Source organism: Actinomadura logoneensis, assembly GCF_003428695.1.
GTDB lineage: Bacteria > Actinomycetota > Actinomycetes > Streptosporangiales > Streptosporangiaceae > Spirillospora > Spirillospora logoneensis.
In genome coordinates, this window is sequence record NZ_QURH01000896.1 from 1 (window position 1) to 6,591 (window position 6,591).

General features: G+C 74.3%; 7 protein-coding genes. All 7 read right to left on the minus strand.

What is annotated here, in order from left to right:
- Nucleotides 1-126: 126 nt before the first annotated feature.
- Nucleotides 127-378 carry a lasso peptide biosynthesis PqqD family chaperone gene (locus tag DZF91_RS30195; protein ID WP_117360489.1) on the minus strand — a complete coding sequence of 84 codons (252 nt, stop codon included), beginning with the start codon at nucleotides 376-378 and terminating at the stop codon, nucleotides 127-129.
- Nucleotides 375-2,060, minus strand: a complete 1,686-nt coding sequence (locus DZF91_RS30200; protein ID WP_158588083.1) for an asparagine synthase-related protein — start codon at nucleotides 2,058-2,060, stop codon at nucleotides 375-377. Before DZF91_RS30200 ends, DZF91_RS30195 begins: the two co-directional genes overlap by 4 nt.
- Before the next feature lie 359 nt (nucleotides 2,061-2,419).
- Complete coding sequence (locus tag DZF91_RS30205) at nucleotides 2,420-2,539, minus strand: lasso RiPP family leader peptide-containing protein (RefSeq protein ID WP_117360491.1); 120 nt, start codon at nucleotides 2,537-2,539, stop codon at nucleotides 2,420-2,422.
- Nucleotides 2,540-2,995: 456 nt separating this feature from the next.
- A complete protein-coding gene (locus tag DZF91_RS30210; RefSeq protein ID WP_117360492.1) occupies nucleotides 2,996-3,430 on the minus strand; it encodes an ASCH domain-containing protein in 435 nt (144 codons plus the stop codon).
- A gap of 105 nt (nucleotides 3,431-3,535) precedes the next feature.
- Nucleotides 3,536-4,906, minus strand: a complete 1,371-nt coding sequence (locus DZF91_RS30215) for an NADH-quinone oxidoreductase subunit N (protein WP_235834661.1) — start codon at nucleotides 4,904-4,906, stop codon at nucleotides 3,536-3,538.
- Between the two features lie 5 nt (nucleotides 4,907-4,911).
- On the minus strand, nucleotides 4,912-6,405 hold the full coding sequence (locus DZF91_RS30220) for a complex I subunit 4 family protein (protein ID WP_235834660.1): 1,494 nt from the start codon (nucleotides 6,403-6,405) through the stop codon (nucleotides 4,912-4,914).
- A partial coding sequence (locus DZF91_RS40600) for a hypothetical protein (protein WP_158588084.1) occupies nucleotides 6,402-6,591 on the minus strand: 190 nt, incomplete at its 5' end. The genes DZF91_RS30220 and DZF91_RS40600, both read right to left, overlap by 4 nt.

Here is a 6,591-nt window from a genome sequence, read left to right on the forward strand (position 1 = left end):
CGAGGACGCGCCGCATCCGCCCGGGCGGCAGCCGTTCCAGCACCGCCGCCGCGGCCACCGCCGCCAGGGCCGCGATGCGCCGCCCCCGGGACACCCCGGGCCGCGGTTCGAGCGTCACGGGCATCGTCATGGGAGCAGCACCTTCTCCCGGAGCAGCGCCTCGACCAGCGCGGGCACGTCGGCCGCGATCCGCTCGGCGGCGTCGGGGTGCCGCCGGGTCAGGTCCTCGGCGGCGTCCTCGGGCGTGGAGCCGTCCGCGAGGGCCAGCAGGACGGCCCGGCCGGTCCCGTTGAGCGAGAAGTAGCGTCCGGTCCGCTCGTTCAGCAGCACCAGGTCCGTACCGGTGTCGGTGACGACCATGTCAGGGGAGAGTCTCATCGGCCCGCCTCCACCTCGGATCGGTATCCGGCCGCCACCCGCGCGGCGCGCGACCGCGGGCGCGCGGCGGCGACCGAGCGGAGCCACACCTCGCAGCCCAGCGTCCCCAGCAGGGGCACCAGGTCCAGTGAGGAGGGCGGGAGGTTCACCAGCGTCGCGCGCAGCGCGGCGGCGTCGACGAGGCCGAGCGCGTCCAGCCGCATGCCGTCGCACAGCTCCAGCAGCTCGCGGCGGTGCTCCCGCAGGCCGAGGTAGATGTCGGCGCTGAACTCGGCCTTGGATCGGCGGCCGAGGCTGCCGTCCGGGACGATGCCGCGCATGGCCTCGACCAGCGCGGGCTTGTACCGGTCGGCGCGCAGGCAGTCGGCGTAGTCCAGGCTCAGCGCGGCGCGGACGACCCGCTCGTCCAGGAAGGGCGCCTCCATCGCGACGCCGTGCCGGGCCGACAGCCGGTCGATCCGGCGCACCATCTCGCCGCTGTGCCGGAGCTGCTGGAGGGTCAGGTGCTGACCGCGCAGCGGCGACAGCGGCGCGCGGTCACGGGCCGCCGCCCGCAGGCTCCGGCGCACCGAGTCCACGGCCTCCGGGGTGGCCCACCCGGGCATCCGGTAGGCGGGGCCCCACCCCGACACCGGGGTGGCGTTGACGCCCCGGACGGGACTGCGCAGGTCGCGGCCGACCTCGTACCCGAGCCAGCCCGAGAAGGAGGTGCGGTCCAGCAGCGCGGCGAGCGCGGGCCCGGTCTTCCAGCGGTGGACGGCCTGGGCCGCGCGCAGCCGTCCGATCGCCCGCAGCGGATGGCGGCGCAGCAGGTCGTGGTAGTAGCCGGGGCTGGTGTGGAACAGCTCGTCGCCGCCGTGCCCGGTCAGGTGCCGGGACGATCCGGCGGCGGCCAGCTCCCGGGCCTGCTCCAGCGTCATCGCGCGGGCGTGCACGACGGCGAGCGGCGCCTCCAGGTCGTCGTCGGTGTCCAGCAGCCCGGCGAAGCAGCGCGGAAGGTCCTGCGCCCGGTACCGGGTGTGCTCGGCCCCGGGCATGCTCTCGGCGGCCAGCGCGGCCCAGTGCCCGTCGTCGCTGCCCGCGTCGCTGGACTCGCACATGACGGTCAGCAGCCGCTCGACGCGTCCGGCCGCCAGGAAGCACACGCTGGTGGAGTCCATGCCCCCGGACAGGTCGGCGCTCACCGTCGCCCGGCCGTCCGTCCGGACCCGCACCGCCTCGGTCAGAGCCTGCCGCACGTGCCGCGCGCCTTCGGCGAGCGGGACGTCCGGCATCGGCAACGGCGGACCGGGCCGCACGCGGGCGCGGCCGTCGGGGCCGATCCGCAGGTGCCCGCCCGGGGGCAGGGCCCGGATCCCCTCCCAGAGGCAGTCCTCGCTGAGCGGCCACGGCGCGGCGGGCGCGAGCAGCCGGACGGCCAGCGCCGCCTCGTCGATTCCCGCGCCGGTCAGTTCGGCGAGGCCGTCGGGACGGTCCGCCGCGACCGTCACGCCGCGCACCCGCCCGTGGAAGACCTCCCGGACCGTCGCCAGGTCTCCCTGGACGAACACGACGCCGTCGGTCGCGGCGACGGTGTGGAAACTGCCCGGCACCTCGCGGCGCACGTCCGCCGACGCGCCCGGTTCGCGCCGTCCGAGGTACTCGGCCAGCCGGGGAACGCCGGCCGGGACCCGTCCCAGCAACGCGATCCGCCGCGCTCCCGCCGCCGCCCAGACGAGTTCGTCATCGCGCCAGCGCCCGACGATCCACGGCCGTTCGGAATGGTGCGGAAGAACCCGCGCGTCCGGCCATCGGGCGCACAATGACCCGGCGATCGCGGCGCCCGGCGGACTATCAGGAAAAACGTAGAACTGCATCATTTCTCCAAGCGGTCAAAAGGACCGCCCGGGCGCGGGCCGCGCCCTCCGGGAAGGGAGTGCGCGGCGGGCGCCCGGGTCGGCCGGACTGCGGTGAGCGCGGGGTGGACCGGCCGTGCCGGTCGGACGACCGGCACGGCCACCCCCTCGCGACCGGCGCCGCGGAAAGGGGTTGCGGCGACTCACTAGCAGTTCCAGAAGGCGCACTGGTTGATGCGGTCGAAGCCCCAGGTGCGGTCCCCGAGGGTGACCTCCCGAAGGTCGCCGATCACCACGAACATCGGTGGCTCGTAAATCATGCTCATGCCTGCTCACCTCCTCTCCTGGTCCGGCGTGGGCTCCATGAGAACGCGCCATGACCTTTCGAGTCCATATCGCTACGGACAGTTAAGGATGGAGGTGCGAAGGGACTCTCTGACCGGACCGACAGGGGTGCGCGTCCGCCGCCCGGTCTGCGAGCGGTCGGCGGCGGCTGGAGAGAGGTTGCCGGATGACCGCGTCCGGCGGTGCGTTCCGCTGCTGGTCGCGCGGCCTCCGCAGTGGCCGGACGGCCCGTCCCGTAGGGGGAATCGGCGCCGTCCGGCGCGGCTCGGCGGCGTGAGGCGAGGGTGCGGAGAAGGGGTGGCTCACGGGTGCCGTGGGACCGCCCGCGATCTCGGTCCCGCCCGGCGGAGCACGCGGCGGGCATGCGCCGCCCCTCCGGCGGGGGGACGAGCGTTACGTCCTGTGTCGGCCACCCGCGGTTCGCGGGGGAGGCTCCGTCAGGAAGCCCCGGGGTCCCCGGCGTCCTCGACGACACGGAAGCGCTGGGTGACGACGAGGGTGTCGTCGTCGATGACGGGCGTGCGGCCCAGGAACTCCGCCACTCCCTCGCTGCGGAAGAAGTCCTCGTGCGCCCTGCGCCATTCGGCCGCGTCCGCGTAGCCGCGCCCCTCGGCGTGCGCGAACGCGTCGTCGATCTCCCTGAGCGGGACGGTCCGGACCTCCAGCAGCTCGATCACGACCGCCGTGTTCCCGTCCGAGTCGAGCACCGCGAACCGCTGCCCGGCCCGCGGGACGTCCTCCCCCGCGTGCTCGTAGATCTCCAGGAGCCCGGTCAGGGCCGTCTTCCGGCCCGCCCTGACCGCCGCCACCCCGCTGTCGCGCTCGGGGCCGGGGAAGGCGAGTTCGAGCGTCGGGAGCTTCGTGTCGTCCATCGCGGCAGCGTAGGGAGCCGCCGCGGCAATGATCAACCGCGTTCGCGGCGAGCCGATCCGGCGAGCCGATCCGGCGGGCCGATCCGGCGGGCCGATCCGGCCGGGTCAGCCGAAGGAGAGGAACAGGCCGCTGCCGACGCCCAGGGCGAGGGTCAGCGCGGCGGCAGTGTAGGCGACCAGCGACGCGGGACGGGACGGGGCCGGAGGCTCCTCGTCCGCCGTCCGGCAGGCCGGGACGATCCAGCGGAGGTAGTAGAAGACGCTGGCGACCGTGTTCACGGCGGCCACCACCGCCAGCCACGTGTAGTGGCCGTTCAGCGCGGCCCCCAGCATGAGGACCTTCCCGACGAACACGGCCGTCGGCGGCGTGCCGACCAGGCCGAGGAGGCAGACGACCAGCGACAGCGCCAGGAGCGGCGAGCGGCGCGCCAGGCCCCGGTAGTCGGCGAGACGGTCCCGTCCCGTAGCGACGACGACCGCGAACGCGCCGAGGTTCGTCAGAGCGTAGGCGGCGACGTAGTAGAGCAGGGCGGGTCGCGCGAGGTCGGTGCGTCCGGCCATCGCGACCGGGACGAGCAGGTAGCCGGCCTGGCCGACGGTCGAGTAGGCCAGCAGGCGGCGGACGTTGTCCTGGGCGAACGCCGCCAGGTTGCCCAGCGTCATGGTCACGGCGGCGAGCAGCGCGAGGGTCAGCGCCCAGGAGCGCGGCATCACCTCGTCGCCCAGCCGGAACAGCGCCGCGAAGGCCCCGATCTTCGGCACGGTCGTGACGAGGGTCGCCACCACCGGGGACGAGCCCTCCGCCACGTCCGGGACCCAGAAGTGCGCGGGCACGCCGCCCGCCTTGAACAGCAGCCCCGCGACCAGCAGGACGGCCCCCACCGTTACCGCCGGAGACGACGGCAGTCCCCGCGCCAGGGACTCGTAGGACGTGCCGCCTCCCAGGCCGTAGAGCAGGGTCACGCCGGTGAGCATGAGCAGGCCGAGCAGCGCGCCCATCAGGTAGTACTTCAGCGCGGCCTCGGTGCCCCTCGCGTCCTTGGCGAAACCGGCGAGCGCGTAGGCGGGGATGCTGGCCAGCAGGTAGGCCGCGACCAGCACCAGCAGGTCGGAGGTGGCGCCGAGGGCCATGGTCCCGAGCGCCGTGAACACCGTCAGGACGTGGAACTCGGTCTCGCGGCGGTGCCCGCGCAGCGGCGCGTAGGCCAGGGCCATGACCAGCAGCGTCGATCCGAGGACGGTGACGCGCGTGACGTGGGTGACGGGGTCGAGCATGAACGCGTCGAACGTCATGAGGCGGGGGCCGTCCACCGCGGCGACGGCGGCGGCCAGGCCCGCCAGCACGCCCGCCGCGCACACCGCGACGGCGGTCCACTGCCGCCGCCGCGGGACGAACATGCCGGTCAGCAGCCCGAGGACGGCCCCCAGCAGCGTGCAGAGCTCCGGCAGCAGGTCGGCCGGGTTCTCGCGCATCATGGTGTTCACCGGGCGACCAGCGCGATCACGGCGGCCGACACGGGCTCGACCAGGTCCAGCAGGAAGCGCGGCGCGACCCCGACGACCAGGGCCAGCGCCAGCAGCGGGACGATCGCGGCGCGTTCGGCCGTCCCGGCGTCGGTGACCCGGGGGGTCAGGGGGCCGGGCGTCCCGAGCAGGACGCGCTGCAGCAGCCGCAGGAACAGCGCGGCGGTGATCAGCACGCCCAGCACCGAGATCCCGCCCGCGACGGCCGCGCCGGCCGTCCCCGCGCCGATGACGCCGGTGAAGATCTGGAACTCGGCGATGAACCCGGACAGTCCGGGCAGGCCGAGGGAGCCGAAGGACGCGACGGCGAGCAGCCCGGCGAAGACCGGGGCGACCCGGGCGACGCCGCCGTACCCGTCCATGTCGTAGGACGCCGTGCGCTCGTACAGGACGCCGCAGAGCAGGAACAGCGCGCCGGTGAGCAGGCCGTGGCTGACCATCTGCGTGACCGCGCCCGTCACCGCGAGCCGCCGGGCCGCCTCGTCCCCGGCGAGGCCGGCCGCGCCGACCGCCAGGACGATGTAGCCCATGTGGTTGACCGAGGTGTAGGCGACCAGCCGCTTGAGGTCGCGCTGGGCGAGGGCGACGAGCGCGCCGTAGACCACGCTCACCGCCCCGACGGCCACGATCACCCACGCGTACGTCCGCCAGGCGTCCGGGAGCATCGGCATCGCGATCCGGACGAACCCGTACGTGCCCATCTTCAGCAGCACGCCCGCGAGGACCGCCGACCCGGCGGCGGGCGCGTCGGTGTGCGCGGGCGGAAGCCAGGTGTGGAACGGGACGGTCGGGGTCTTCACCGCGAGCCCGACGCCGATCGCGAGCAGCACCAGCCCGGCCAGTCCAGGCGAGTCCGCCAGCGGCGGGTTCCGGGTCAGCTCGACCATGTCGAACGTCTTCGGGTCCGACCCGAGGTACAGGCCGATGAAGCCCAGCAGCAGCGCCAGCGACCCGAAGAACGTGTAGAGGAAGAACCGCAGCGCCGACCGCAGCCGCTCGCCGTGCCCCCAGCCCGCGATGACGAAGTACATCGCGACGATCGACAGGTCGAAGAACACGAAGAACAGCAGCAGGTCCAGGGCCGCGAAGAGGCCGAGGCTGACCGACTCCAGGAACAGGAACAGCGCCGCGAACGTCCGCACCCGGTGCTCCTGCCGCAGCGAGTACACCGCGCAGCACAGGAACAGCAGCGCGGTGAGCGCCAGCAGCGGCAGCGACAGGCCGTCCACGCCGAGGTGGTATCCCGCCCGGACGGACGGGATCCAGCGCGCGTTCGTCTCGTAGCCGACGCCGGGGCCGTCGTAGCCGATCCACAACCCGGCGACGAGCGCGAGGTCGAGCGCGGACGCAGCGATCCACGTCCACCGGACGGCCCGGTCGCCCAGGCGCAGCAGGTACATCGCGAGCGCGGCGGCCAGCGGGAGGAAGATCACGAGGGAGAGCACGGTCACCCGACCAGAACGACGACGAGGGTCAACACGACGAGAAGCACGGCGGCCTGGGCGTAGTAGGTGTGCACCTGGCCGGTCTGCGGGCGGCGGGCGAGGTCGCCCAGCCGCCGGACGGCGCGCCCGAGGCCGTCCACGAGGCCGTCCGCCCGGAACTCCACGCGCCGGGACGCCAGGTGCGCGGCGGCG

Bases quoted from the DNA above. Each gene is read 5' to 3' on its own strand.
- DZF91_RS30215 (WP_235834661.1), bottom strand. From the start codon at position 4,906: ATGATGCGCGAGAACCCGGCCGACCTGCTGCCGGAGCTCTGCACGCTG.
- DZF91_RS30210 (WP_117360492.1), bottom strand. From the start codon at position 3,430: ATGGACGACACGAAGCTCCCGACGCTCGAACTCGCCTTCCCCGGCCCC.
- DZF91_RS30195 (WP_117360489.1), bottom strand. From the start codon at position 378: ATGAGACTCTCCCCTGACATGGTCGTCACCGACACCGGTACGGACCTG.
- DZF91_RS30205 (WP_117360491.1), bottom strand. From the start codon at position 2,539: ATGAGCATGATTTACGAGCCACCGATGTTCGTGGTGATCGGCGACCTT.